This window comes from Mycobacterium sp. NGS69 (genome assembly GCF_059812165.1).
This window is the reverse complement of record NZ_JCALCD010000001.1, coordinates 958,461-982,214: the sequence shown is the minus strand read 5'-3', so window position 1 is coordinate 982,214 and position 23,754 is coordinate 958,461. Positions and strand designations below refer to the sequence as shown.

Here is a 23,754-nt window from a genome sequence, read left to right as displayed (position 1 = left end):
TGAAAACTTCCACAACACACGGTGGTGCCCGTGTGCGGTCCGTCGGAACCGCGAGCCGAAGCGCCCGCTACGATAAGACGGACCGTCTCGTCTCGTAACCGAAGGTGGACCGATCCGATGGCCGACGACACGATTCAGGGGCTGCTGCGTAAGCGCCTGACCGACCCCGCCGTCGCGGTCAAATACGGCCATCTGCAATGGACTTGGATTCAATATCTGGCCGAGGCGGCGGCGCGGGCCGCGGCCCTGATCGCCGCCGCCGATCCCCGACGACCGATGCATGTCGGCGCCCTGCTGGGAAACACGCCCGAGATGCTGGCACAGATGGCGGCGGCCGGCCTCGGCGGCTACGTGCTGTGCGGATTGAACACGACGCGACGCGGCGAGGCGCTGGCGGCCGACATCCGCCGGGCCGACTGCCAGTTCGTGATCACCGATCCCGAGCATCGGACGCTGCTCGACGGCCTCGACGTCGGGGCAACGCAGATCCTGGACACCTCGACGCCGCAGTGGGCCGAATTCCTTTCGGGCGCCGGCGAACTGGTCCCGCACCGCGAGGTCACCGCGACGGACCCGTTCATGATGATCTTCACGTCGGGAACCAGCGGCAATCCCAAGGCGGTCCAGGTATCCCACCTGATGGCCGTGGTCGCCGGGCTCAGCCTGATGGGGCGATTCGAGCTGACCGAGCGGGACACCTGCTACGTGTCCATGCCGCTGTTCCACTCGAACGCGGTCGTCGCCGGATGGGCACCCGCCGTGGCCTCCGGCGCCGCGATCGTGCCGGCGAAATTCTCGGCCAGCCACTTCCTCGACGACATCCGCCACTACGGCGCCACGTACATGAACTACGTCGGCAAACCCCTCGCCTACATCCTCGCCACCACCGCACGCGACGACGACGCCGACAACCCGCTGCGGGTGGCGTTCGGTAACGAGGCCAACGACAAGGACATCGAGGAGTTCGGCCGCCGGTTCGGCGTTCAGGTCGAGGACGGGTTCGGCTCGACGGAGAACGCGGTCATCGTGATCCGCGAACCCGGGACGCCGAAGGGGTCGATCGGCCGCGGGGTCGACGGGGTCGCGATCTATAACAGCGAGACCGTCACCGAATGCGCCGTCGCACGCTTCGACGCCCACGGGGCGCTGGCCAACGCCGACGAGGCGGTGGGCGAGTTGGTCAACACCGCGGGATCGGGTTTCTTCACCGGCTACTACAACGATCCCGAAGCCAACGCCGAACGCATGCGCCACGGCATGTACTGGTCCGGGGACCTCGCCTACCGCGACGCCGAGGGCTGGATCTACCTGGCCGGCCGCACCGCCGACTGGATGCGTGTCGACGGCGAGAACCTGGCCGCGGCGCCCATCGAGCGGATCCTGTTGCGCCACAGCGCCATCAACCGGGCCGCGGTGTACGCCGTGCCGGACGAGCGGGTCGGAGATCAGGTGATGGCCGCGATCGTCCTCAACGACGGCGCCCGGCTCGATCCCGATTCGTTCGAAGCCTTCCTCCGCGCGCAACCCGACCTGTCGCCGAAGGCGTGGCCGCGCTACGTCCGGCTCGCCGCCGACCTGCCCAGCACCGCCACCCACAAGGTGCTCAAGCGCCAGCTCATCACCGAAGGGGCGGCCGCCGGCCAGGGCGAAATCCTCTGGGAGCGCGAAGCGCGCGGCACCGCCTACCGGCCCACCGCGGCTAGCTCGGATCCCTGGGTGCCCGAGGGCGGATCTGCCCCTTCGCCCGCCGCACCCGCTTGACGGGGTCTCGGCTGGTGCCGCCCGCGATTTCATCGCGCAGCTGCGCGATGTTTGAGATCTCCGCGTACAAACCGCGGATCGCGTAGTCGAGCACGGCGAACGAGAAGCGCTGCTCCGGGTTGTCGGTGATGCCGAGGTCGCGGGACCGCTGCCGCGACCACAGCGCCTCGTCCAACCGGGCACGGGTCGCCTCGAGATGACGGTCCAGCGTGTCGACCACGTGTTCGGGGTCGTCACCGCGCGCAAGCCACGTCTTGAGGATGACGGGGTGCTTGATGACCACCCGATCCTGAGCCGGAAAGTGCTGCACCCACCGGCGCAGCGCATCGAGCCCGGAGTCGGTCGTCTCGTACAAGGTGATCGATCGCTTGCCGGATTGGGCGCCGATCTCGCTTACCATCCCCCGCTCCAGCAACCGGTTCAGCTCGCGCCGCACGTGGCTCACCGACGGCGACCAATAGAAATGGCCGACCGACAGTTCGGCGCGCATCTTGATCTCGCCTGCGGTGAGCTGTTCGTCGTTGGCGGCCAGCACGCCCAGCACCAGGTAAGCCGTCACCGGCAGGCCATTGCTGGTCCGGGCGGGACTCATTGCAGCCCAGTGAAATAGGGCAGGGTCACGTCGGCGCCGACCGAATGGAATTGCACGCGCACGCGCATCCCGATGGCGAGGTCTTCCGGGGCCACCCCGACGACGTTGGTCAGTATCTGGTAGCCCTCGTCCAGGGTCACGATCGCCGGCGCGTACGGCGGTTCGAACTCCGCCGTCACCGGGCGATGCACCACGGTCCAGCTGTAGATCTCGCCGGCCCCGCCGCTGCGCTCCCAGACCAATTCGGCCGAAAGGCATTGGCGGCAATGCTCGGTCGGCGGAAAGTTCGACAGGCCACACGCCTCGCAGCGTTGGTAGCGCAACTCCCCCGCCCCGCAGCCCTGCCAGAAGGGGACACTGAGTTCGCTACTGGCGTGCGGCACCGGCCCGGTCTGGGGCCGCAAGGGTCCGTGCGTCATAGCGGCTCGTCTCCCAGGATCAGCACCGTGGTGAATAGGGCCCCGGCTCCCCCGTTGCTGCACAACGCGACGTGCGCGTCGGGCACCTGGAGGTCACCGGCCCGGCCGCGCAGCTGCTGGACGGCCCGGACGGCGCGCTGCATCATCTGCGGATTGGAGCCGGCATGGCTGAAGGACATGGTTCCCCCATCGGTGGTGACCGGATGGCTGCCGTCGATCACGATGTGGCCGTCGGCGACGAACGGGCCGCCCTCGCCGTCACCGCAGAATCCGAAAGCCTCTAGCTGGCGGATGATTTCGAAGGAGAACGGGTCGTAGAGTTCGAGCACGTCCACGTCGTCTCGGCGCAGCCCGGCATGAGCGAACGCACGCTCGGCCGCGCGCCTGCCGACCACGCCGTTCACGTGATCGCCGCGCCGGCCGGCGAGGTCCCACGCGGGGGGATGCTGATACGACGGGCCGTGAAAGTCCGCGCCGCTGCCCAACACGTAAATCGGTTGGCCGGCGACGTCCAATTGGTCGACGTTGGCCACGACCAGGGCACAGCCGCCCTCGGACGTGGTGGCGCAATCGAGGAGGTGAAACGGGTCGGCGATCGGCCGCGACGCGGTGATGTCCTCCGGCGCGAACGGACCCCGTTGGTAATAAACGGCTTCGGGGTTTCGCGATCCGTTGTTGCGAATGGTCGCCGCGACCATCGACAGTTGTTCGCGCGTCGTGCCGTAGACGTGCATGTGGCGCCGGGCGATCAGCGCGAACTCGGCGGTGGTGAACATCCCCCAGGGGGCGACGAATTCGTTCTCCGGCCTGGTCCACGGGGCCGTGGCCTGGTGGTCGCGGTATTCACCTGCTTGAGCGGCGACCAGGACCACGACGTCTGCCATGCCGTGCTCGATCGCGGTGGCCGCCTCGGTGATCATGCCGACCCCGAAGGCCAGGCCCTGCCAGGCCGGTCCGAGGCGCAGGTCGTAGATCAACGTCGTGGACAGGGGACCCGCGCTGATCCCGTCGACATCGTCGAGGCTCAGGCCGGCGTCGGCGAGTGCCCCGTGAATAGCCTTGAGCGCCAGGCTTCGTGAGGTTTCGCCGTCCAGCCGGCGGCCCTGCCGGGTGTTGTGCACTCCGACGATCGCCGCGGTCCGCTTCGCCCGTCTAGTTTTCATCCGCCACAACTCCCAGGTAAGTACCCACCACGTCGTATTCCCGCCCCTCACGTTGAATGCTGCCGATCGTCGTGGTCCGCGCGTCTGCGCGTGGCGCACCGGCGGGGACGACGTCGATCCGCACGTCGATCGGCCTCGCCGTTTGCGGGTCGGTGATCTCGACGGTCATCGCCACCGCGCGTTCGTCCTCGTCCCATTCGACACCCATGATGCGGTGGCGGGCGGTCAATTCCATCACCACGGAGTCCTGCCGGACCAGGAACCTGACCGGTGCGCACAGCTCGCCGGCGCGCGGCGGGACGCACAGGGTGACCGCCACGTCATAGCCCCGCCGGCCGCTCGCTGGTGGCGCCCGAGGCGCGCAATTCCGCCAGATCCTGTTCGGATCGCCCCAGGATTCCCGTCAGCACTTCCTCGGTGTGCTGGCCGTACAACGGCGGCACCCGGCGAATCCAGCGGCGCGGTTTCCCGACGAACGCGAAGGGCATCCCGGTGCACAAGAACGTGCCGGCCACCGGGTGGTCGACCGTTTCCCAAAAGCCACGAGCCCGCAGCTGCGGGTCGCCCAGCAGGTCCGCGGGTGCGGTGACGCGCGCCGCCGCCACCCCGGCGGCACGCAGCGCATCGACGGCTTCGGCCACCGAGAGCCGCGCGGACCAGCCGGAGATCAGTTTGTCGATTTCGTCGGCCCGCTCCCGCCACGCCGCGTCCGTGGGGCCGACGTCGGGTCGGCCGATGAGCGCCGCCAGCGAAGCACGTGCGGCGTCTCCCGTCGCGGCCACCGCGACCCATTCGTCGTCACCGCGGCACGGGTACACCCCCTGGGGAGAGGCTCCCGGGCCCCTGTTCCCCTGTCGGCGCAGCTCAATTCCGTTGCGCGAGTATTCGACCAACATCTCGGCGGCCACGTTCAGCGCGGACTCGACCATCGTGGACTCGACATGCATCCCGGTCCCGGCCCGGTCGCGGACCACCAGCGCCGCGATCGCGGCGAACGCGGCGTGTAGCCCCGCCATCGGGTCGCACACCCCGCGTGGAATCACCGGCGGGCCGTCGGCGTGTCCGGTCACCCAGGCCATGCCGGTCGCCTGCTCCATGGTCTGGGCGAAGCCCACGCGGTCGCGCCACGGGCCGTCGAGGCCGAACGCCGGCATCCGGACCATTATGGCGCGCGGATTGGCCGCGCGCACGGCGTCCCAGTCCAGGCCGAAGTTTTCCATCACGCGCGGCGAGAAGTTCTCGATGACGAGGTCGCTCGCCGCGATGAGTTCCAGCGCGATGGAGCGCCCGGCGTCGACGCTGAGTTCGGCGCTGATGCCGCGCTTGTTGTTGTTGCTGCACAGGAACACCGGGCCCCACTCCCACCATCGGTCCCAGTCGGGAGGGCGTCCGGCGGAGAACCTCATGCCGTCGGGCCGGCGCACGCCCTCGAGCTTGATCACGTCGGCGCCGAGAGCGCCCAGGAATTGAGTGGCGACGGGTCCCGCCCAAAACGCGGTGAAGTCGGTTACCCGGATGCCGGACAACGGAAGTGCGTCCGCGTCGGTGGCTTGCGGCCTCGGGGGTCGCGGTGACCAGTGGACGCGTCCGTTGTCCGCGCCCAGGAGCGGCGGCGTTCCGGGCGGGCGGGTCGCCAGCGCGTCGCTGCGATACGGCACCCGCGGCTGCAGCCCGCCGGGTCCGGATTCGACGAAGACGCCGCGTTCGACGAAGTGGTCGACCTTTGCCAGCGTGGCGGGGGTGCCGATGGGGGCCACCGGGATGCGGAAGGCCACCGCGACATCGATGATCTCTTGCGTGGTGCGGGTTTCCGTCCATTGGGTGACCATGCCGAGGAATTCGTCGCGGCGCTCGACCCGCCCGACGAACGACGCCAGCTCGGCGTCGTCGATCAGATCGGCGCGATCGATCATCACCAGAAAGTCTTGGAACTGCTGCGCGGTGATGGTGCAGAAGCCGACCAGGCCGTCGGCCGTGGGAACGATCGACGGCAGTTCCAGACTGCGTTGCTGTTGAAGGGAATCCGCACCCAGCACGCTGGCCGACATGGCGGACAGGCCGCCCATCGCGATCACCATCGCCTCGTAGGTCGAGACGTCGATGACCTCCCCGCTCCCGCCCCGGGCGGCGCGCCGGGCCGTCGCGGCCGCGACGGGCGCGGCGAACGAACCGGCCAGCCACTCGCCGAGCCGTCCGCCCGCTTGGACCGGTTCGTCGCCCGGCCAGCCGCGGCCGGCGATCGATCCGCACAGCGCCTGCAGGATGAACTCGTTGGCCACCACCTGGTTTTCGACGAAGGGGCCGGTGGTGCCGAACGGCGTCACCGCCACCACCACCGCCGACGGACCGGTGTGCGCGGTGATGTCGTCGAGCGTCCAGCCGTCGCTCAGGTCGGTGAGCACGATGTCGGCGCCGGCCAGTAGCGCCGGGGCCTGAGCCCGGTCGTTGACCGACTTTTTGCCGGCGGCCAGGTAGCCGAACAGCGCCCCGGGCGGCCCGCCGGCCGACCAGCCCCGCATCGAATCGCCCCGCGGTGATTCGAGTTTCACGACGTCGGCGCCGGCGTCGACGAACATCTTGCCGCAGTAGGACACCGCGATGCCGTTGGACAGCTCCAGCACCCGCCAGTCGGCGAACGGCGCCAGGGCGGCCGCGCTCAATTGCCCAGCGTGGTGGCGCGCCCGCCGATACCGGTGACCTCCGCCGTCACCTGAGACTGCTGCGCGAACTGCGTCATCCGGGTCCACGCGTCGAGATCACGCTGGTCGGCCCGGCGACCGACATGCGTGACAACGTCGACGTCGGTGGCCTGGGAGCGCAGATAGCCGGCACGGGCGTGCTCCTTGGGGACGTACCGGAACGGGTCGAACGAGTATGCGGCCATGGCATTTTCGTGCGTGATCTTGTTGATCACCGAGTCGTCCAGGTGGCCCATGGTCTCGATGACGTCCTCGGGCGCGAACGGCCAGTTGCTGTCGGAATGCGGAAAGTCGGACTCCCAGCACAACATGTCCTCGTTGAACCAGTCCATGTTGCGCACGCCGACCTTGTCGCTGATGAAGCAGGTGTAGAAGTGGCGCTTGAACACATCGGTGGGCCCGGCGTAGCCGGGCGGGAACTTCGCCAGCGTCCAGCCCGAGTGCCGGTTGTAGACGTGCCCGGCGCGCCAGAGGAAGTACGGTATCCAGCCGACGTCACCCTCGGTGAGGGAGAACTTCAACTGCGGGAAGTCGGCCCAGAATTCGGCCCAGATCAGCTCGGTGAAGGTGAACATGCTCATCATCGACGAGGCCGTCATCTGCACGCTGGGCGGGGCGTCCGTCGACACCTGCGGAGACCGGGACGCGGAGCCGACATGGGTGCACAGCACCGTCTTGTTTTCGCAGACCGCCTCGAACAGCGGATACCAGTATTTGGTGTGAATGCTGGGCATTTCCAACGCTTCCGGGTTCTCCGAGAAGGTCACCGCGTGGCAGCCCTTGCCGGCCAGCCGCTTGACCTCCTTGGCCGCCTCGGCGACATCGAACAGCGGCAGGATGCCGCACGGGATGAACCGTCCCGGGTAGGCCGCGCACCACTCGTCGACGTGCCAGTCGTTGTACGCCTTGATCATCACCAGGTTGACGTCGCGGTCGGGGCCCTGGTTGAGCACCTGACCCGAGAAGCCGGTGAAGTTCGGGAAGTTCAAGCCCGCCAGCTGACCGCCGGCGTTCATGTCGCGGACGCGCTCGTCGACGTTGAAGCAGCCCGGCCGCATCTCGTCGTAACGCGAGGCGTCGATGTTGTACATCTCGCGGGGTTTTCCGGCGACGGCGTTCAGGCCCATGTTCCGTCCGCGGACCTCGCCGTAGTACCACTGCTGGACGCCGTCGGGTTCCAGCACCACCCGCGGCGCGAGCTCCTTGTACTTCGCGGGCACATGCGCGTCGAACATGTCGGCGGGCTCGGCGATGTGGTCGTCCACGCTGATCAGGATCAGGTCGTCCTTGTTCATGCCGCACTCCTCCGCCGATATAGTGACTAGTAGACAATGGCGTGAGTCACAGTGTCAACGGCACCCAGTCGCGGGCCCAAGGGCAAATATGTGTTGATATAACGGCAAATGAAGCGCCAGCAACTGCAGGGGCGGCGCAGAAGACGAACGGTAGCGAGCGACTATTAGTCGATGCTTAAATGGCCACGCCCGAGGCGCCGAGCGGCCGCGCCGCGTCCCGCTGTTCGGGAGAATCGGCCCCCGAGACCGATCCATCGTCTATGCATGTGCCTATGGCCGAAACCCAGGCGCCGAACGCGCGCGCCGCGTGGCAGTTCTTCCAGCAGATGCTGGGCGATGTCACCAATATCGTGACCGAGGACGCCGAATCCGAACGCGAACTCCTCGAAGGGCTGCGCGTCATCGCCCGCGTTTCGTCGCTGTGCTCGCAACTGTCGGTCGAGGCCGACCCCGACCGGCCGGCCTTCTTCGATATGTGTTCTCCGACAAGGATGGTCGGCGGGCCCAACCCCGACGGCAACTACTACCTGGCGATGATCCGCGGTGACCGCCGCTACCGGATCACCGGCACCCGGGGCACGAGCGCCTACCTCGGATTCCAGATCCTGGCCGGCACCGGCCTGAACCCACGACGGATGGCCAACTACGTCAGCGACACCGACCTGACCCTGCGCGGCGACGAATTCGCGCTGGTGCTGTCCTCGGATGAGCCCGCCGATCTCGCCGGCGCGCAGTGGGTGAAGATTCCCGGCGACGCGTCGTCGGTCGTCGTCCGGGAGTACATCGGCGATCCCGCCTCCGAGACGTTGGCCACGATGCGAATCGACGCCCTCGACCCCGACCCGGTGGCGCCGTTGACCGACGCCGAGCTCGCCGACCAGTTCACCGCGATGGCGTGGTCGCTGATGAAACTCGTTACGCTGCACCGGACCATCAAGCCCGAGCTCCTGAACACGCCGAACACACTGTTGACCGCCGAGGCCGCCGATCTCGGTGCCGCCGACACCACCCCGGACAACCTGTACATGATGGGGACGTTCCGGCTGGAACCCGGCCAGGCGCTGGTGCTCGACATCGAGCCACCCGACACCCGCTACTGGAACGTGACGCTGGAAAGCCTCTGGCACGAGTGCCTGGAGCCGCGCCGCCGGCACAGCTCGGTGACCAGTCGCGCGGTGCGGCCCGACGCGGACGGGCGGGTGCGGATCGCGATCTCGGCGCAGGACTTCGGTCTCGGCCACTGGCTCGACACCGGCGGCCGGCGCCGCGGGTTCGTGGTGGTGCGCTGGCTGGACAACCCCAGCCCGCCCGCCGTCTCGGTGTCCGTCCAGGACGGCAAGGTCCGGGCATGACGCTGCAGGAGCGGTTCGCCCCGGAGCGGCTGATCTCGACGGCCTGCGAGGAGGCGGGAAGCGACGATTTCGGCGACGACGGCTGGCAGGACGGGCTGCAGCGGCTCACCGACGGGCTGGTCAACGAGGCTCGCCTCTCTGCGATCGGCGTGGAGATCGCCTACCTCGACGTCATGCGCGCCCTGAAGAACCGGCTCGGCGTGATCGACTGGCGCAAGCAACATCCGGCGATCGCGCGCCAGCCGATCACGGCGCCGATCTTCATCGTCGGCCAGCCGCGCACCGGCACCACGATCCTCTACGACCTGCTCGCCCAGGACCCGGAACTGCGGGCGCCACTGACCTGGGAGGTCGATGCGCCCTGTCCGGTCCCGCAGCCCGAGACCTACCACACCGATCCACGGATCGCGCAGACGCAGGCCAGCATCGAACTGTCCGAGCAGATCATCCCGGGATTCTTGGCATTTCACCCGATGGGTGCGCTGGTCGGCCAGGAATGCGTCCGCATCACCGCTAGCGAGTTCACCAGCATGATCTTCTCGGTGCAGTACCGCCTGCCGAGCTACTACCGCTGGCTGCTGTACGAGGCCGACCATGCCGGCGCCTACCGCTTCCACCGAATCTTCCTGCAGCACCTGCAATCCGGCGTCCCCGGTCAGTGGCTCCTGAAGTCGCCGGCGCACCTGTGGCACCTCGACACTCTGCTCGCCGAATACCCCGACGCGCTGATCGTTCAGACGCACCGCGATCCGCTGAACGTCATTTCGTCGATCGCCGCGCTGACCCACCACCTGCGGCGGATGGGCAGCGACGAGTCGAACATCGCCGAGTGCGCCGCGCAGTCCTACGAAGAGGTGGTCGTCGGCCTCGGCCGCGGGATGGCCCTGCGCGACAGCGGCGCGGTGCCCCCCGGCCGCGTGATCGACGTGCTCTTCACCGATTTCATGAACGACCCGTGGACCACGATCAAGGACATCTACCAGAAGCTGGGCCGCGAGCTGAAACCCGAGGCCGCCCAGCGGATGCGTGACTTCCTGGCCGCCCATCCCGGGGACGGCGGCGGCAGCCGATACACGTGGTCGGACACCGGCTTGGACGCCGATGAGGTACGCGAGCGGGTGCGCGCGTACCAGGACCGCTACGACGTCCCGACCGAGCAGCTGCGCTGACTACTCGGCCGGCTCGTAACGCAGCATGGTGACGTCGTGCTCGGGATAGTCGCAGAACACCGGGCGCACCCGCATCCCGACCCTCAAGTCCGCCGGGTCGACGTCGACCATCTCGGTGGAAAACCTTGGCCCCTCGTCCCATTCGACGATGGCCAGCAGCTGCGGCACTGCGTCGGCGAAATGCGGGCCGACCGGCCGGCGAGCCACGGTGAACGAGTACAGCGTCCCCATCCCGGATATCTCGCGCCACTCCAGGTCGTCCGCCAGGGTGTGCGGGGCACGCACCCGCGGATAGAACACATAGCTCTGCGAGGACGGCGAGTACTGGATGACGACGCGGTGCTGCGCCAGCGCATCCCAAAACGGCGCGGTGGTAGGGGTTTTAACGGGCATCGGCCGCTCGAAGTTCATCGTCAGTCTCCCTGCAGGACGAGCGTCGTCTGCTCGGACAGGATTCCGCCGTTGCCGGACACGAACGCGCGGTTGCAATCGGCGACCTGAGCCGCGCCGGCGCGACCCATGATCTGGCGGGCTGCGTCGCACACGTGGTGCATTCCGCCCGCCAAACCCGCCTGGCCGAAGCCCAATTGGCCGCCCGCGGTGTTGAGCGGGAAGTCGCCGCGAAAAGTCAGGTCGTGGCTGGCGACGAACTCCATCCCCTTGCCCTTCTCGCAGAAGCCCGCGTCCTCCAGCGAAAGCAGGACGGTGATGGTGTAGCAGTCGTAGATCGACACCATGTCCATCTGCTCGCGGCCCAGGTCGGCCATCGCGAAGGCGGTGTCGGCGGCCTCCGCGATCGGGGTGTGCAGCAGGTCCTTGGCGTAGGTGGGTGTCTTGAACGGCACGTGTTCGCCGAATCCCTTGATCCACACCGGCCGATGACGCGCGCGCCTGGCAAGGTCGGCGTTCGCCACGACGACGGCGGCGCCCCCGACGCAGGGCATCACGATCTCCAGCATGTGCAGCGGGTCGGCGATCACCGGGCTGGCCAGGACGTCCTCCACGGTGAGCGGCTTGTCCTTCCAGATCGCGCCGTCGGTGTGGTTGGCGTTGACCCGCTGGTCGACGACGATCTTGGCCATCGCCCGCTCGTCGTACCCGTAGACCGCCCCATAACGCGTGGCAACCTGGCCGTACGGGCCGTTCTGGCCGAGGTTGCCGTACGGGATCTCGAATTCCGCCTGTGGAGAGCCGTATTGGTTGCTCGACGAGCCGAAGAACATCGCGTCCACCGGGCGCCGCGGCTTCTTCTTGGACGTCGGCGTGATGTATCGGGCGGGCAGCGCGCACAGGACCGCGTCACAGATGCCGAGTTCGATCACCGCGGCGGCGCGCCACACCATGGCCGCGGCGCTGGCGCCCCCCAGGTCCACCAGCTCGGCGAATCGCGCCCCTATCCCGAGGTATTCGGCGATGGTCGAGGGCACGAAGATCTCGGATTCGGCCAGGTGCGACGCCACGATTCCATTGACGACCTCCCCCGGCAGCCCGGCGTCCTCGAGCGCGGCCGCGGACAGTTCGGCCCATTGCTCGAGGACGAACGGCGCCGGCGAGGCCTTGGCCATGCGCTCGGGTGGAAGTTCGACGTAGCCGACGATCGCAGCTTCTCCACGTAATCCCATGTGGTGTCCTACTTTCGGGGCAGGCCGAGGATCATCTGGGCGATGATGTTCAGCTGGATCTCTCTGGTGCCGCCGCCGAGCAGTTCGGCGGGCAGGTGAAGGTAGGGTTCCACGACCGCGGCGTCGGCGTCGTCGACCATCGCCACCTGTCCGGTCAACCGCAGCGTGGCCTCGAAGGTGCGGCGCAGCAGCACGTTCATCGCCACCTTGGCAATGCTCGACGCCGGACCGGACGCCTGCCCGTCGAGCAGCCGGATGGTTTCCCGCACGCCGAGCGCCCGGATGGCGTTGGTGTAGGCGTCCAGCTCGCCGAGGCCACGCAGCGCGTCGTCGCGATCCGGTCCGGGTTGTGCGGCGAGGCGGCGGAGCGCGACGGCCCGGTCGAACTTGACGTATCCACTGATGGCCGAGCGCTCTTCGGCCATCGTGGCGATCGCCAGGCTCCAGCCGTCGGTGGGACCGCCCAGCAGCATCTCGTCGGGAACGAACACGTCATTGAGGAACACCTCGTTGAAGTGCGCCTGCCCGGTCGCCGTCTTGATGGGCTGGATTTCGACTCCGGGCGATCGCATGTCGACGATGAAGTAACCGATGCCGCGATGCTTGCTGGCTTCGGGATCGGTGCGCGCCAGCAACGCGCCCAGGTCGGCATACTGCGCCAGCGAGGTCCAGATCTTGTGGCCGTTGATCCGCCAGCCGCCGTCGACCTTGGTCGCCCGGGTGGCCAGCGACGCGAGGTCGGAGCCCGCACCCGGCTCGCTGAACAGCTGGCACCAATGGATCTCGCCGCGCTGGGTCGCCGGGATCAGCTTCTCCTGCAGGTCTTTTGACGCGGCGGTCAGCACCGAGGGCAGGATCCACTCGGCGATGTTCAGCGATGGCCGCACCAAACCGGGCCGCTTGGCGAATTCCTCGTCGATAATGAGCTGCTTGAGCGGACCCGCACCGACGCCCCATGGCGCGGGCCAGTGCGGCGCCATCAGTCCGGCGTCCGCGAGCAACGTGCGCTGCGGCCCAGAGGCCTGGTCCGGGTAGTCGCCGTGCGGTGCGGGCGTGTCGTTGCGCAACTGCATTGCCGCGTCGAGGGTTTCGGCGACCCAGGAACGAAATTCGGATTCCGCGTCACCCAGATTGACCGACATGTCGCGCGTCTGGGTGCAGGTGAGCTCCCCCAGCCGTCGCGCCCAGCGATTCGCCGGACCGATCGATCCCGCCAGGCTGATGGCCCGCCGCCAGTACAGGTGCACGTCGTGTTCCCAGGTGAAGCCGATGGCGCCGAGCATCGTCAGCGCGTCGAGCACCAGGTCCGGGATCGGCGAGACGGCGATCGTCGCCGCCCCGCCCGCGGCGAGGCGGTGCTGGTCGAGGGGCTCGTCCACGGCGCGGACCGCGTCCCAGGCCGCGGCGGTCGCCAACTCGGTGTTGACGAGCAGCATTGCCGCGCTGTGCTGCAGCGCCTGAAAGGTGCCGATCACCTTGCCGAACTGCTCGCGGATGCGCAGATGCGCGGTGACCGCGTCGACACACCACTGCGCGATGCCGGCCATCACGCTGGCCACCAGTCCGACGGCGACGCATTCCGCGCGATCGGCATCGATCCCGCTCAGCAGGTCGGACTCGGCGGCGTCGTACTCGCTCAGCCGCAGGATCCCGACATCGGCGACCAGGTCGGTGCCGTGCATCGATTCGACCGTCGCCGTGGGCTTTTCGGTGTCCACCAGCACCCAGACGTCCTCGCCGTCCCCGGTCCGAGCGCAGACCAGGACCACCCGCGCCGAACACACACCGGCGGTGACGTCCGATGCGCCGCTGATCGACCAGCGCTCGCCGTCGGCGCGCGCCCGGAAGTCCCCGCCGGCGGGCAGGACGACCGCGGCGGGCAGGCCGGACGCGAGGTCGCGCAGCAGCGATTCCGCGGTCGGGTCCGGTTCGGCCAGCAGCGCAACGGCTCCCGCGGTCACCGTGGGCAGCAGCGGGCCGGGCAGCAATGCCTTGCCGGACGATTCCAGCACACACGCCGCGTCGATGAGCCGTCCGCCCTGGCCGCCGAGTCGCTCGGGCAGGTGCACCGCGTGAAAGCCGTTGGCAACCAGCGCGTCCCACCATCCCGGAAGGCGCCCCGCGGCCAGGTCGTCGAAGGCCTCGCGGGTCGTGGCGATGGGGGCGTGCCGGCTGGCGAACTGGGCGACGGCGTCGCTGAGGTCCTGCTGCTCCGGGGTCAGTCCCAGCGTCATGACCGCGACCCCGCGCGGCTGAGACGACACGCCATCGAAGACCGCTGCCTTTCCTTTACAAGACGAACCGTCTCGTCTTGTGGCAGACTACGGGGCGGGTCAGGATATGTAAAGCCGGCCCAAACCGGCGGACGACGGAAGAGACCTGGGGAGATGAGGATCACTGAGATGCCAACCGATCTCACCCAGGCGAGCTACCCGAGGCGCCGCAGCGAGAAATCGCGCACGGCCATCGTCACCGCGACCCGGGAGCTGCTTCTCGAGCGCGGATTCGACGGCTTGACCATCGAGGCGGTCGCCGCCCGGGCGGGCGTAGGAAAACAGACCATCTACCGCTGGTGGCCCACGCGTCCGGCGCTGGTCGCTGACGTCATGCTCGAGGACGCGGACAAGATTCTGGCGTCGGTGGACCACACCGATGACCTGTCCGCCGACCTGGTGCGCTGGGTGGGCAGGCTCGTCGCGAGCCTGACGACGGCGCGCGGGTCGGCAATGTTGCGCATCCTGACCGTCGCCGGCATGGAGCACGAGGACACCGCCGTCAAACTGCGCGCCGGGTTCAGTGTGCCGTTGCACGAGAGCGTGCGGGCCCGGCTGGTCGCCGACGGCATCGACGCGGCGGCCGCCGAGTCGGCGGCGGACGCGATCGTCGGTGGCGTGGTGTACCCGATACTGTCTGGGGCGCAACAATACTCACGACGCCGAGCTGAGCGCACCACCCGGATCATCGTCGAGGCGCTCGGGACTCGCAGCTGACCAGGAGTGCAGTGGGCGCAACAACGCGTTCTTCTTGTAGTAGTGCTCGGCCATTCTGCGCATGATGTTGTCGAGCACCGTGACCGCCTCGGGCAGGTAGGGGCCCTTGTTCAGCATCACGCATTCGGCCCGCTCGCTCATCGCCGCATCGCTGATCTCGGCGCGCGACGGCAGGCCCGTCTTGGCGAGCTGTTCGAGCACCTGCGTCGCCCAGATCACCGGCAGGTGCGCGGCCTCGCACAACCACAGGATTTCCTCTTGCAGCTCGGCCATCCGCTCGTACCCGCACTCGACCGCCAGGTCGCCCCGCGCGATCATCACCCCGACCCGCGGCCGGCGCATCGCGGTAAGCAACAGCTGCGGCAGGTTTTCGAAGGCGCGCCGGGTTTCGACCTTGAGCACGATGCCCAGCTGGTCACCGCCGAGGCGATCGAGCTCGTCCAGCAGCCGCTCGACATCCGCCGGAGTGCGGACGAACGACATGTCCACCAGGTCCGCCAGTTCGACCACGGCGGAAAGATCGGCCACATCGCGGTCGGTGATCGCCGATATCGGCAGGTCGGTGTCGGGCATGTTGATGCCCTTGGCCGCCTTCAAACGAGCCTCGCCCTCTTCCGGATGGTCGATGCGCACGGTGATCGCATCGCGGTCGACGGACACCACCCGCCCGCCGATCCTGCCGTCGTCGAAGTGGATCGCGTCCCCGGCGCGGGCGCGCTCGAACGCCTCGGGCAACGTGCAGCCGATGCGCGGTACGGGTTGATCGGCGTCCACCCGGGCCGGTGAACAGTCGCGGGTCAGCTGTAGCAGGTCTCCCGCGCGCAACACCAAGCTCTGCTCCTTCGCCGGGAGCGGGCCCACTTCGGCCGGCTTTCCGCCGTCTCCGGCGCGCAGAACCGTGCCGGTGGCCAGGTAGGTGGTCTGCCGGGCGGTCATCACGAAACCGCCCGCGGCGTCGACGGTCTCGAGCGCGAGCCGGCGTCTGGATCCGCGGGCGTCCCGCAGAACCAGCACGTCGCCGCCGCCGCGGTTGGTCAGCCACCGTCGCGGCACCGTGATCACCGCCATGCCGGGTTGCGGCGGGTCGGCCGGTTCCTCGGTCGACGTCAGCCACGCACGCGCGGGGGCGACGACCTCACCGAGGGCGTTTCTTTGCGGACGCAGTTTCGTGACACGAGGTCCCGGCTCCAGCGGACCGGTACGCAGCTTTGGGCCCGCCAGATCCATTGCCACCAGACAGGATTCGCCCGCGCGGGCGGCCGCGTCCCGGACGTGGTGCACCATCGCGCGCCACGCCGCCGCGTCGTCGTGCGCGCAGTTGATCCGTGCGATGTTCATGCCGCGCCGCACCAGCCCGCGCACCAGGTCGGCGTCGGTCGCGGCCGCCGTCGGCAACGTGACCATGATGCGGGTCGCGCGGTGCGGCGGACGCGGGCCGAGCAGCTCCACCGTGTGTTGCCGCAAAATCTCGGGGCCCCGCCCGATGGGCACCACCGTTGCGGGCGGCGGCTCCCACCTTCCCTCCACGATGGCCGAGATGGCCGAGCGCACCGCCGAAAGCGTGGCCTGAACATGCGATTCGCTGCGGCCCAGCGATGAAAGCCCGAACTCCGCAAGCTCCGTCTGCAGCTCCCGCAAATCGGCCTGGCGAATCGCCCAGTAATGGGCCAGGTTTCGCGCGCTCGACCGATGCTCGGGCGCGACGCCGCAGAGCCATTCCGCCCACGAGCGCTCGGCCTCGGACAAGCTGGTCAACAACCCGTCGACCCGGTCGAGCAAATCCACCAACCGCCGCACGTCATCATCCGCGGCCATGCGCTCACTGGGCACGACGACTCCTTCGTGGTTTTGCGGCCACATGGTGTTAACGTCCGCGTAACGGCGATGTCGCGAATCATCAAGGCACACACCAATTTATCGGCCATCACCACGCCGCAGCAGAGGAATTGGTCCCCAATCCGGGCGACGCTGGATCCGCTGGGTAAAATCCCGCAAGGCGACGGGAGCGAGCGTGGACGAGGACTGTCTCAAGCTCAGTGCCTATCTGGCGGAGCGCCGACGGACGGGCGAGGGCTTCGTTTCCGACGTGCTGCTCGATCTCTACCAGCAGCACCGCGTCGCCAGCAGCGTCGTGTTGCGCGGCATCGGCGGATTCGGGACGGGCCGGCACCTGCGAACCGACGAGTCGCTGACGTTGTCCGAGGACCCGCCGGTGGTGATCATCGCCGTGGACGCCCGCAAAACCATCGAGGCGCTGATCGACCCGGTGCTGGCGATCAAACAGCGTGGCCTGGTCACTCTGGAGCGCGCGCGGCTGCTACGCGACGACGTCGAGCTCCCGGAGCTTCCCGACGATTTGCGCGAGGCCGTGAAGCTGACGATCTACCTCGGCCGCAAGGAACGCGTCCACGGGATGCCGGCCTATGTCGCGGCCTGTGACTTGCTGCATCGGCGCCGCATCGCCGGCGCATCGGTATTCCTGGGCGTCGACGGCCTCATCCACGGGCAGCGGCAACGCGCGCGCTTTTTCGGTCGCAACGCCGACGTCCCGATGATGATCGTCGCGGTCGGGTCCGGCGATCGCATCGCGCGCGTGCTGCCGGAGCTCGGCGAGCTGCTCCGCCGGCCCATGCTGACGGTCGAACGGGTCCGCGTGTGCAAGCGCGACGGCGAATTACTGGAACGCCCCCACGCCCTGCCGGGGGTTGACGAGCACGGCCTGCCCCTGTGGCAGAAGCTCATGGTCTATACCTCCGAATCGGCGCTGCATGACGGTGTGCCGATTCATCGCGCCATCGTCCAGCGGCTTCGTCAGCGCGAATCGCCGGACGGCGCGACCGTGGTGCGGGGCATCTGGGGTTACCACGGCGACCATCGCCCGCACGGCGACAAGCTGCTTTCGCTGCGGCGTCGCGTCCCGGCGGTCACCATCGTCATCGACACCCCGGCCAACATCGCGGAATGCTTCGACGTCGTCGACGAACTCACTCAGCACGAGGGGCTGGTGACCAGCGAAATGGTGCCCGCGCTGGTGTCGGACGAAGGCGACGCCGGCCAGGGCGGGCCGCCCATGGCCAACCACCGCTACTGAGGGCGCGTTACGGAACCGGCGCTCAGCCGGCGACGGACGCGTCGTAGATCGACTGGATCGACTTGTCCAGCGTCGCGTTGAACTGCTCGTCGGACTGGTCGGCCGAAAGCCCCTCGGTCAGCGCACGGCTGAAGCTGGCGATGAGTCCGGCGTTCTTCGCCAGCAGCTCGTTGGCCTCCTCGCGGGAGTAGCCGCCGGACAGCGCCACCACCCGCATCACCTTCGGGTGTTCGATCAGGGGACGGTAGAAGTTGACCTCGGTCGGCAGGCTCAGCTTGATCATCACCCGCTGCCCGTCGGGCACGGTTTCGAGCTGCTTGGTGATTTCGTCACGCAGGATGCCCTCGGCCTCGGCCTTGTCCCGTATCGAGATGGTGACCTCGGGCTCGAGGATGGGCACCAGCCCGTGCGACAGCACCTGGTGGCCGACCTCGAACTGCTGGGCGACGATGGCGGCGATGCCCGCCGCGTTGGCCCCGCCGATCACCGACCGTTCTTTGGTGCCGAAGACGCCCTTGCTCACGGCCCGCTCCAGCAGCTCGTCGAGTCCCGGCATCGGCTTCATCAGCTGCACGTCGTCGGACGCGTCCGCGAGGCCCTTGTCGATCTTCAGGATCGGCACCACGCCCTTGGTCTCCCAGAGGTAGGTGGTCGACGGCACACCCTCGATGTCGCGGTCCATGGTCTGTTCGAACAGGATCGCGGCCAGCACCCGGTCGCCGTTGAACGCCGGGGAGGTGATGATCCGCGAACGCATCTGGTGGATGAGGTCGAACATCTCCTCCTCGGAGGAATACGCGTCCTCTTGAATTCCGTATAAACGCAGCGCCTTGGGCGTCGAGCCGCCACTCTGGTCGAGCGCTGCAATGAACCCCCTGCCCGACGTCATCCGGTCGGCTTGCTGCTGGTTCGGCATGGAACTTCCCCACTCCCTCGTGGCACTGTCGGGTGCCGATCATATTCGTCCGATCGGGGCGCGATCAGGCAGGTCGTCAGTCGGTCCGCGCCAGCTCACGTTGCCCGACCACCGCGCTGATACCCGCCGCGCCGAGCCGCTCACGGAATGCCTGCGCCGTGTAACCGACCGCCGTCGCGTCGGTTCGGGCGCGCACCGTCGCCGAACGCGGCATGTGGAACAGCACGCCCATCTCGCCGAAGTAGTCCCCGGGCCCGGCGACTTTGACGAGCTCCTCACCGCCGTCGGCCAGTTCGCGCACGATATCGAACTCGCCCTCGGACACGACGTAGATCAGGTCCCCCATCGTGCACTGCTCAAACAACACCTCGCCGGCCTTGAGCTGCACGGTTTCGGGGAGCCGGTTCGTCGACGCGTGGGCGGGTGCCAGCTCCACGACGTGGTCGGCCAGCGGCAGAATCCGGCTGTCGTGGGTCGCGACCACCACCACCCGCTCGCCCTCCGCGAGCGAGCGGATCAGCCGCAACACCTCCTCGACCTGGATGAAGTCGAGGTGCGCGGTCGGCTCGTCCGCGAGGATCAGCGGGGGCTCGAGCGCGATCGCACGGGCCACCGCCACCCGCTGCTGCTGCCCGCCGCTGAGGTCCCCCGGGCGGTGCTTCATCCGCTCCCCGAGGTTGACGCGGTTCAGCAGTTCCTCGGCGCGCCGTCGCGAGGCCGCGCGCGACCAGCCCGCGGCGCGCAGCGGGACCATCACGTTCTCGAGGGCGGTGAGGCTGGGGACGAGGTTGAAGGCCTGGAAGACGATGCCCACCGTGTCGCGCCGATACTTCGCCAGCTCACGACCGTCCAGCGCGGTGACGTCGATGCCACCGAACTTGATCGCCCCACTCTTCGGCCGCAGGATGCCGCCGAGGCAGGACAGCAACGTCGTCTTTCCGCAGCCGCTGGGGCCGAGCAGGATCACCAGCGAGCCCGCCGCCACGTCGAGGTGCATGCCGTTGATCGGGCGGAGCGCGTAACCGCCACTGGAGTACTCGACGACGAGGTCTTGAATGCTCAGGTCGGCCATCGGTCACGGACCTCCGAATGCGAGCGCGGGATCGACCGCCACCGCGCGTCTCAGGCCGGCGACGCTGGCGAGCAGGCCGATCGCTATCGCGATGACCGGTAGCGCCAGGTAGGCCGACGTGGGCACCACGACGATCATCGGGAACAGCGGCGCCAGCAGCTGCGCGAGGACGACGCCGACGACGGCCGCGAGGAGGGCGACGACGATCGCCTGCAGCGCCAGCCCCGCGAGGATCGACCGCGTCGGCACACCGATCGCCTTGAACACGGCGAAGTCGCGCAGGCGCTCGAGCGCGGACAGGTAGACCAGCGAGCCGACGATCAGCACCGCCACGATCCACAGCAGGAAGGCCACGATCGTGATCGCGGCCACCGCCACCTTCAACGGGCGCAGCAGATCGTTGACGCCAGCCGCCCGGTCGACGGTCTGGTAGCCGTCCGGGAGCTGCCGGGGGCTGCCGATGATGCCGATGATGCCGATCGAGGTGATCATCGGCTGCCCGTTGTACGCCAGTTGCTGCAGGCCCTCGGTCGTCAGGAATATGCACGGCGTCTTCGCCAGTGCGGTCGCGTTGGGCACGATCCCGACTATCCGCAGCGGGCGCGCCCCGGCCTGCAGGTCCTCGCCGAGGTGCTTGCCGAGCGTGCTCGACACCTCGACCTCGTCGGGCGCCGCCGGGGCGCGGCCCTCCGAGGGTTGCGGCATGCCCGGCCCGTGCGCCGGCGCGCCGAAGGCGGTGGCATTGCGCGCCGACGTGCCCTCCCTGATGGTCGAGGCCGCGGTCGCCAGCGGGGCCGCGGCCACCACCCCGGGTGCGGCCGCCACCCGCGCCACGTCCACCTGGGCAAACGGTGTCGAACCGAGGAACGGCCCGGCCGCACCGGCCTTGACCACGAACGCGTCGACGCCCATCGCGTCGACCGTTCGCTGGGCCTCGACGCGGAAGCCGTTCGCCAGGCCCGTCAACACCAGCGTCATCGCGAAGACCAACCCCGTGCTGATGATCGCGATGACGAGGCGCCGCCGTCGCCATTGCATGTCGCGTAGTGCCGCGATCAGCATGCTCAGACGCTACCGCCGTTACTTCAGTGCGTCGACAACTTCGTCGGCGGTGAGCATGGCGCTGGCGTAGTTCGGGATATTGACCTCGAGCGCGGCGTGCATCTCGGTGTCCGAATAGCTCGCGGTCGCGTCCTTGACCACCGTGACCTCGTAGCCGAGTTCGGCGCCGTACCGGACGGTGGCCTCGAGGCAGGTGTGCGCGATCAGTCCCATCATGATGAGCCGACGGATGCCGTGCCTCTTCAGCAGCAGGTCGAGGTCGGTGTTGGCGAAACCACTCGAACACCAATGCTCTTGGGCCACAATGTCGCCCGGCCGCGGCTCGAACCCGGGGTGCAGCTCACCGCCCCAGCTTCCGTATTCGAAGGTCTTGCGCGACCACGCGGCCCGCTGGATCGGCGCGATGTACTTCCATGTCTCGTAGTCGCCCGGCCGGTACCGGTGGTGCAGCGCATAGAAGACGCGGATGTCGGCGGCCCGTGCGGCCTCGAGGACTTGTCGCATGTGCGGAACGCACTGGTTGGCCTCCGCGACACCCTTCAGGCGATCCCACACCTTGCCGCCCTCGGAGATGAAGTCGTTGTACGGGTCGATGACCACCAGGCCGGTCAGGTCCTTCTCGTACGCCACGTCGGTCATATTCGCACGGCACGGCCGTCACGCCGTGGTGTCGTCCTGCTGCGGGACCCGGCGTTTGGTGGGCCACAGCGCCATGCGATCGAGGAGCCCGTCGCGCAGCACCAGCGTGTGAAACAACACCGCGCAGACGTGGGCGGTGAACGTCAGGAAGAGCAGGAGGGCGAAGACGTTGTGGGCCTGCCGAAGCACGGCGTAGAGATCGAGGTTGTGCGGCGCGATCCCGGGCAGGCGCAGCGGCCCGGCCAGGGTGATCGGGAACCGCGCCGCCGACAACATGGCCCACCCGACCAGCGGCTGGACGAGCAGCAGCGCGTAGAGCAGGTACTCCGACCACGACGCGATGCGGCGTTCGACGGGCCCCATGGTGGCCAGGAACGGGGGCAGCCGGTGGGTGAGCCGGTTGGCCAGCCGCACCACGGCGAAGACCAGGATCAACACGCCCAGCGGGCGATGGATCGCCAGCAGCAGCGGGTAGTAGCTCAGCGAAGCGATCATGGTCACCCCGATCAGCAGCTGGACGATGACCATCGGCGCCATCAGCCAGTGCAGGATCCGGGAGGGAAGGGCGAAACGGGCTGGCGCGCTGGTGGTTTCGCTTGCGGTGCCCGTCATGACAACACCTTGGCCACGTTGACCTCGCTGGGCGACTTGGGCTCCTCGGCGCGGCGCGTGAAGGAGCGGGCGTAGACGGCCGACCTGGCCGGGGGCAGCGGGTCGTCGGATGCGGTGATGCCGTCGGGCAGCACCAGGGGGTCGAAGTTGATATCGCGCGCGTTGCCCGCTTCCTCTGTCTGCACCGCGGCGATGGTGATGGTGCCGGCGTCGATGGTCCGCCGCGACTGCGGCCATGGCTTGGTGGCGTCGTGGGTCGGATCGCCGGGCTCGCCGACCGTGAGGATCAGCCGCCATCTGAGCGGCCGCTGCGCCACCGCGCGGATGAGGTCGTCGAACAGGTAGTCCTTGCCGTGCGGCGGCGGCGCGCCACCGCCCCCGCCGGCGTCCTGCGGCACCACCGACCAACGCACCGGAACGGTGGCGCCGGCGCCGTTGGTGAACCAGAAAGCGTTCAGCCCGTAAAACGTGCTGTCCGCGAAGCCCGCGCTGGGCGGCGACTGCTTGATGATCTTCATCGCGGCGACGGTTTCGGGATGGCGATCGAGGAATGCGGCCATCTTCTGCGGGTCGGGCTTGCCGGTGTCGGGCAGCGGCTTGGACGCGAGCAGCCGGTCGTAAAACCCCTGCGGGGTGCTGTCGGTGAAGACGGGAACGTTGACCATCGCCGTGCGCCACTGCTGGCCGCCGGCCTCGAACAGCAGCCCGAGGCCGCGGACGGTGTCGGGCTTGTCGGTCTGATCCGGTAGGCCACCGCCGAGGGAAAACCGGCCGACAACGGGAACCGTGCCGGGCCGGAAGACCGCGGCCCGGCAGATGGCCGCGCCCGCCCCGTTGCTCGCGAAAGACCCGGTGGCGCTGAGTCCTTTGGCATGGTTTCGCCGAAACCCGTCGTGGCGGCCGTAGATGTGTTCGAAACGATCGGCGAACCGGGGCGGAGTGAGCGTGTCCGGCCGTAGCCAGCCGCCGGCATAGGCAAAACCGCCCACGTCGACCGCAGCGAAACCGGCGACGGCGCCCATGCCGAGCAACGCGGTCCGCCGATTCAGCGCGAGACGGCGCGGCTGTTCGGGCTTGGTGACGTCTCCGTCGTCGTCCGGGGCGCCATCCTGACCACCGGCCTCCATACCCACCGTCCTTTCCCGCTTTTCCGGGCCAAGCCGCGCAGCCTGGGAACGACACTCGGTGAACGCAATTCATCCACCTGGGGCTGCCGTGCGCAACACTGGCGGTTGCTATCGCGCACATTGCGACCACGTCGGGTCGCCGGATTTCGTTCACTGCTCGCCTACTGACAACG

21 protein-coding genes are annotated in these 23,754 nt (G+C 68.5%); 5 read left to right on the top strand and 16 right to left on the bottom strand.

From position 1 onward, the window contains the following. Positions 1–117: 117 nt before the first annotated feature. Positions 118–1,761 (top strand): fatty-acid--CoA ligase FadD1, encoded by a 1,644-nt coding sequence (gene fadD1, locus AC5Y2S_RS05030; protein WP_499954222.1) that lies wholly within the window; start codon positions 118–120, stop codon positions 1,759–1,761. On the opposite strand, the gene AC5Y2S_RS05025 is transcribed toward fadD1, so the two are convergent. The 6 genes from AC5Y2S_RS05025 to AC5Y2S_RS05000 are packed head-to-tail and all read right to left on the bottom strand — an operon-like array spanning position 1,700 to position 7,929. Further along, the gene (locus AC5Y2S_RS05025) at positions 1,700–2,353 is read right to left on the bottom strand and encodes a MarR family transcriptional regulator (RefSeq protein ID WP_499954221.1); all 654 of its coding nucleotides are present in this window, start codon (positions 2,351–2,353) and stop codon (positions 1,700–1,702) included. The two genes, fadD1 and AC5Y2S_RS05025, sit on opposite strands and share 62 nt — an antisense overlap. Then, complete coding sequence (locus tag AC5Y2S_RS05020; protein WP_499954219.1) at positions 2,350–2,772, bottom strand: Zn-ribbon domain-containing OB-fold protein; 423 nt, start codon at positions 2,770–2,772, stop codon at positions 2,350–2,352. The genes AC5Y2S_RS05025 and AC5Y2S_RS05020 overlap by 4 nt, the downstream gene beginning before the upstream one ends. After that, a complete protein-coding gene (locus AC5Y2S_RS05015; protein WP_499954217.1) occupies positions 2,769–3,935 on the bottom strand; it encodes a thiolase family protein in 1,167 nt (388 codons plus the stop codon). Before AC5Y2S_RS05015 ends, AC5Y2S_RS05020 begins: the two co-directional genes overlap by 4 nt. Then, on the bottom strand, positions 3,925–4,254 hold the full coding sequence (locus tag AC5Y2S_RS05010; RefSeq protein WP_499954215.1) for a hypothetical protein: 330 nt from the start codon (positions 4,252–4,254) through the stop codon (positions 3,925–3,927). The genes AC5Y2S_RS05015 and AC5Y2S_RS05010 overlap by 11 nt, the downstream gene beginning before the upstream one ends. Before the next feature lies 1 nt (position 4,255). Continuing rightward, a complete protein-coding gene (locus AC5Y2S_RS05005; protein ID WP_499954213.1) occupies positions 4,256–6,595 on the bottom strand; it encodes a CaiB/BaiF CoA-transferase family protein in 2,340 nt (779 codons plus the stop codon). After that, positions 6,592–7,929: an amidohydrolase family protein gene (locus AC5Y2S_RS05000; protein ID WP_499954211.1), complete on the bottom strand. Its 1,338-nt coding sequence runs from the start codon at positions 7,927–7,929 to the stop codon at positions 6,592–6,594. The genes AC5Y2S_RS05005 and AC5Y2S_RS05000 overlap by 4 nt, the downstream gene beginning before the upstream one ends. A 272-nt stretch (positions 7,930–8,201) precedes the next feature. Between AC5Y2S_RS05000 and AC5Y2S_RS04995 the strand changes: the two genes are divergently transcribed. Both AC5Y2S_RS04995 and AC5Y2S_RS04990 read left to right on the top strand, forming a co-directional pair. Beyond that, complete coding sequence (locus AC5Y2S_RS04995) at positions 8,202–9,281, top strand: DUF1214 domain-containing protein (RefSeq protein WP_499954209.1); 1,080 nt, start codon at positions 8,202–8,204, stop codon at positions 9,279–9,281. Continuing rightward, the gene (locus AC5Y2S_RS04990) at positions 9,278–10,450 is read left to right on the top strand and encodes a sulfotransferase family protein (protein WP_499954207.1); all 1,173 of its coding nucleotides are present in this window, start codon (positions 9,278–9,280) and stop codon (positions 10,448–10,450) included. The genes AC5Y2S_RS04995 and AC5Y2S_RS04990 overlap by 4 nt, the downstream gene beginning before the upstream one ends. Here AC5Y2S_RS04990 and AC5Y2S_RS04985 read toward each other — a convergent pair whose 3' ends face one another. From AC5Y2S_RS04985 to AC5Y2S_RS04975, 3 genes are read right to left on the bottom strand one after another with little or no spacing between them, the layout of a single operon-like run. After that, a complete protein-coding gene (locus tag AC5Y2S_RS04985; RefSeq protein ID WP_499954205.1) occupies positions 10,451–10,861 on the bottom strand; it encodes a Zn-ribbon domain-containing OB-fold protein in 411 nt (136 codons plus the stop codon). Between the two features lie 2 nt (positions 10,862–10,863). Beyond that, entirely contained in the window at positions 10,864–12,072 is a 1,209-nt protein-coding gene (locus tag AC5Y2S_RS04980; protein ID WP_499954203.1) for a thiolase family protein, read from the bottom strand. Between the two features lie 8 nt (positions 12,073–12,080). Continuing rightward, the gene (locus AC5Y2S_RS04975; RefSeq protein WP_499954201.1) at positions 12,081–14,306 is read right to left on the bottom strand and encodes an acyl-CoA dehydrogenase family protein; all 2,226 of its coding nucleotides are present in this window, start codon (positions 14,304–14,306) and stop codon (positions 12,081–12,083) included. Positions 14,307–14,474: 168 nt separating this feature from the next. Here AC5Y2S_RS04975 and AC5Y2S_RS04970 point away from each other — a divergent pair, with 168 nt between their 5' ends. Beyond that, the gene (locus AC5Y2S_RS04970) at positions 14,475–15,062 is read left to right on the top strand and encodes a TetR/AcrR family transcriptional regulator (RefSeq protein WP_499905629.1); all 588 of its coding nucleotides are present in this window, start codon (positions 14,475–14,477) and stop codon (positions 15,060–15,062) included. On the opposite strand, the gene AC5Y2S_RS04965 is transcribed toward AC5Y2S_RS04970, so the two are convergent. Next, positions 15,000–16,877 carry a pyruvate kinase gene (locus tag AC5Y2S_RS04965; protein WP_499954394.1) on the bottom strand — a complete coding sequence of 626 codons (1,878 nt, stop codon included), beginning with the start codon at positions 16,875–16,877 and terminating at the stop codon, positions 15,000–15,002. The genes AC5Y2S_RS04970 and AC5Y2S_RS04965 overlap by 63 nt on opposite strands. A gap of 196 nt (positions 16,878–17,073) precedes the next feature. On the opposite strand from AC5Y2S_RS04965, the gene AC5Y2S_RS04960 reads away from it, so the two are divergent. Then, complete coding sequence (locus tag AC5Y2S_RS04960) at positions 17,074–18,153, top strand: DUF190 domain-containing protein (protein WP_499954199.1); 1,080 nt, start codon at positions 17,074–17,076, stop codon at positions 18,151–18,153. 22 nt (positions 18,154–18,175) lie between these two features. On the opposite strand, the gene AC5Y2S_RS04955 is transcribed toward AC5Y2S_RS04960, so the two are convergent. The 6 genes from AC5Y2S_RS04955 to AC5Y2S_RS04930 all read right to left on the bottom strand — a co-directional run bounded on the left by AC5Y2S_RS04955 (position 18,176) and on the right by AC5Y2S_RS04930 (position 23,581). Next, a complete protein-coding gene (locus AC5Y2S_RS04955) occupies positions 18,176–19,069 on the bottom strand; it encodes a fructose bisphosphate aldolase (RefSeq protein WP_499954197.1) in 894 nt (297 codons plus the stop codon). Positions 19,070–19,145: 76 nt separating this feature from the next. Further along, a complete protein-coding gene (locus tag AC5Y2S_RS04950) occupies positions 19,146–20,141 on the bottom strand; it encodes an ATP-binding cassette domain-containing protein (RefSeq protein ID WP_499954195.1) in 996 nt (331 codons plus the stop codon). Positions 20,142–20,144: 3 nt separating this feature from the next. Then, positions 20,145–21,203 carry an ABC transporter permease gene (locus tag AC5Y2S_RS04945; RefSeq protein ID WP_499954193.1) on the bottom strand — a complete coding sequence of 353 codons (1,059 nt, stop codon included), beginning with the start codon at positions 21,201–21,203 and terminating at the stop codon, positions 20,145–20,147. An 18-nt stretch (positions 21,204–21,221) separates the two neighbouring features. Then, positions 21,222–21,842 carry a cysteine hydrolase family protein gene (locus tag AC5Y2S_RS04940; RefSeq protein WP_499954191.1) on the bottom strand — a complete coding sequence of 207 codons (621 nt, stop codon included), beginning with the start codon at positions 21,840–21,842 and terminating at the stop codon, positions 21,222–21,224. Between the two features lie 18 nt (positions 21,843–21,860). Then, complete coding sequence (locus tag AC5Y2S_RS04935) at positions 21,861–22,454, bottom strand: cytochrome b (RefSeq protein ID WP_499954189.1); 594 nt, start codon at positions 22,452–22,454, stop codon at positions 21,861–21,863. Next, positions 22,451–23,581: a catalase family peroxidase gene (locus tag AC5Y2S_RS04930; protein ID WP_499905621.1), complete on the bottom strand. Its 1,131-nt coding sequence runs from the start codon at positions 23,579–23,581 to the stop codon at positions 22,451–22,453. The genes AC5Y2S_RS04935 and AC5Y2S_RS04930 overlap by 4 nt, the downstream gene beginning before the upstream one ends. Positions 23,582–23,754 lie beyond the last annotated feature (173 nt).

Coding starts and splice junctions, on each gene's coding strand:
- fadD1 (WP_499954222.1), top strand. CDS start 118: ATGGCCGACGACACGATTCAGGGGCTGCTGCGTAAGCGCCTGACCGAC.
- AC5Y2S_RS05025 (WP_499954221.1), bottom strand. CDS start 2,353: ATGAGTCCCGCCCGGACCAGCAATGGCCTGCCGGTGACGGCTTACCTG.
- AC5Y2S_RS05020 (WP_499954219.1), bottom strand. CDS start 2,772: ATGACGCACGGACCCTTGCGGCCCCAGACCGGGCCGGTGCCGCACGCC.
- AC5Y2S_RS05015 (WP_499954217.1), bottom strand. CDS start 3,935: ATGAAAACTAGACGGGCGAAGCGGACCGCGGCGATCGTCGGAGTGCAC.
- AC5Y2S_RS05000 (WP_499954211.1), bottom strand. CDS start 7,929: ATGAACAAGGACGACCTGATCCTGATCAGCGTGGACGACCACATCGCC.
- AC5Y2S_RS04995 (WP_499954209.1), top strand. CDS start 8,202: ATGGCCGAAACCCAGGCGCCGAACGCGCGCGCCGCGTGGCAGTTCTTC.
- AC5Y2S_RS04990 (WP_499954207.1), top strand. CDS start 9,278: ATGACGCTGCAGGAGCGGTTCGCCCCGGAGCGGCTGATCTCGACGGCC.
- AC5Y2S_RS04985 (WP_499954205.1), bottom strand. CDS start 10,861: ATGAACTTCGAGCGGCCGATGCCCGTTAAAACCCCTACCACCGCGCCG.
- AC5Y2S_RS04980 (WP_499954203.1), bottom strand. CDS start 12,072: ATGGGATTACGTGGAGAAGCTGCGATCGTCGGCTACGTCGAACTTCCA.
- AC5Y2S_RS04975 (WP_499954201.1), bottom strand. CDS start 14,306: ATGACGCTGGGACTGACCCCGGAGCAGCAGGACCTCAGCGACGCCGTC.
- AC5Y2S_RS04970 (WP_499905629.1), top strand. CDS start 14,475: ATGCCAACCGATCTCACCCAGGCGAGCTACCCGAGGCGCCGCAGCGAG.
- AC5Y2S_RS04965 (WP_499954394.1), bottom strand. CDS start 16,877: ATGGCCGCGGATGATGACGTGCGGCGGTTGGTGGATTTGCTCGACCGG.
- AC5Y2S_RS04955 (WP_499954197.1), bottom strand. CDS start 19,069: ATGCCGAACCAGCAGCAAGCCGACCGGATGACGTCGGGCAGGGGGTTC.
- AC5Y2S_RS04950 (WP_499954195.1), bottom strand. CDS start 20,141: ATGGCCGACCTGAGCATTCAAGACCTCGTCGTCGAGTACTCCAGTGGC.
- AC5Y2S_RS04945 (WP_499954193.1), bottom strand. CDS start 21,203: ATGCTGATCGCGGCACTACGCGACATGCAATGGCGACGGCGGCGCCTC.
- AC5Y2S_RS04940 (WP_499954191.1), bottom strand. CDS start 21,842: ATGACCGACGTGGCGTACGAGAAGGACCTGACCGGCCTGGTGGTCATC.
- AC5Y2S_RS04935 (WP_499954189.1), bottom strand. CDS start 22,454: ATGACGGGCACCGCAAGCGAAACCACCAGCGCGCCAGCCCGTTTCGCC.
- AC5Y2S_RS04930 (WP_499905621.1), bottom strand. CDS start 23,581: ATGGAGGCCGGTGGTCAGGATGGCGCCCCGGACGACGACGGAGACGTC.